The following is a 697-nucleotide window of genomic DNA, read 5'->3' on the forward strand; positions in this document are numbered from 1 at the left end:
GCCGCGCGGCAGCGAGCTTATCGTCGCCATTCTGGCGGTCCTCAAGGCCGGAGCGGGCTATGTGCCGCTGGACCCCGACTACCCGCAGGCGCGTCTGCACTACATGCTGAAAGACAGCGCCCCCGAGGTGCTGCTGACCTGTCTCGGCAGTCTGCCGTCATTGGGCGACCTGCCGCCGACGCTGCCGCAGGTGGTGCTGGACGGCGACGCGCGACCCTGGACGCATTATTCGGATGAGAACATCCCCGCCGCTTCGCTGGGCCTGATGCCGCATCACCTGGCCTACCTCATCTACACCTCCGGCTCGACCGGCCAGCCCAAAGGCGTGATGGTTGAACACCGTAATGTCACCCGCCTGCTGAGTGCAACGCAGGCCCTGTTCGATTTCGACCACCACGACATCTGGACGCTGTTCCACTCGTACGCATTCGACTTTTCGGTGTGGGAAATCTGGGGCGCACTGTTGCACGGCGGACGCCTGGTGGTGGTGCCGCAGTCGGTGACGCGCTCGCCGCAGGCGCTGTACCAACTGGTGTGCCGGGAAGGCGTAACGGTGCTAAACCAGACGCCGGGGGTCTTCCGCCAACTGACGGCGGCGCAGGCTGACAGCCATGAGACGCACGCGCTGCGCTACGTGATTTTCGGCGGAGAGGCGCTGGACCCGGCGGCGCTGACGCCGTGGTATCAGCAGAACCCG

At 65.9% G+C, this 697-nt stretch carries 1 protein-coding gene; it reads left to right on the forward strand.

Annotated elements, in window-relative coordinates:
- On the forward strand, positions 1-697 hold a 697-nt coding region (locus AU509_RS17740; RefSeq protein WP_139824084.1), incomplete at both ends, for an AMP-binding protein.

Source organism: Lonsdalea britannica, from assembly GCF_002111595.1.
Classification (GTDB): Bacteria; Pseudomonadota; Gammaproteobacteria; order Enterobacterales; family Enterobacteriaceae; genus Lonsdalea; species Lonsdalea britannica.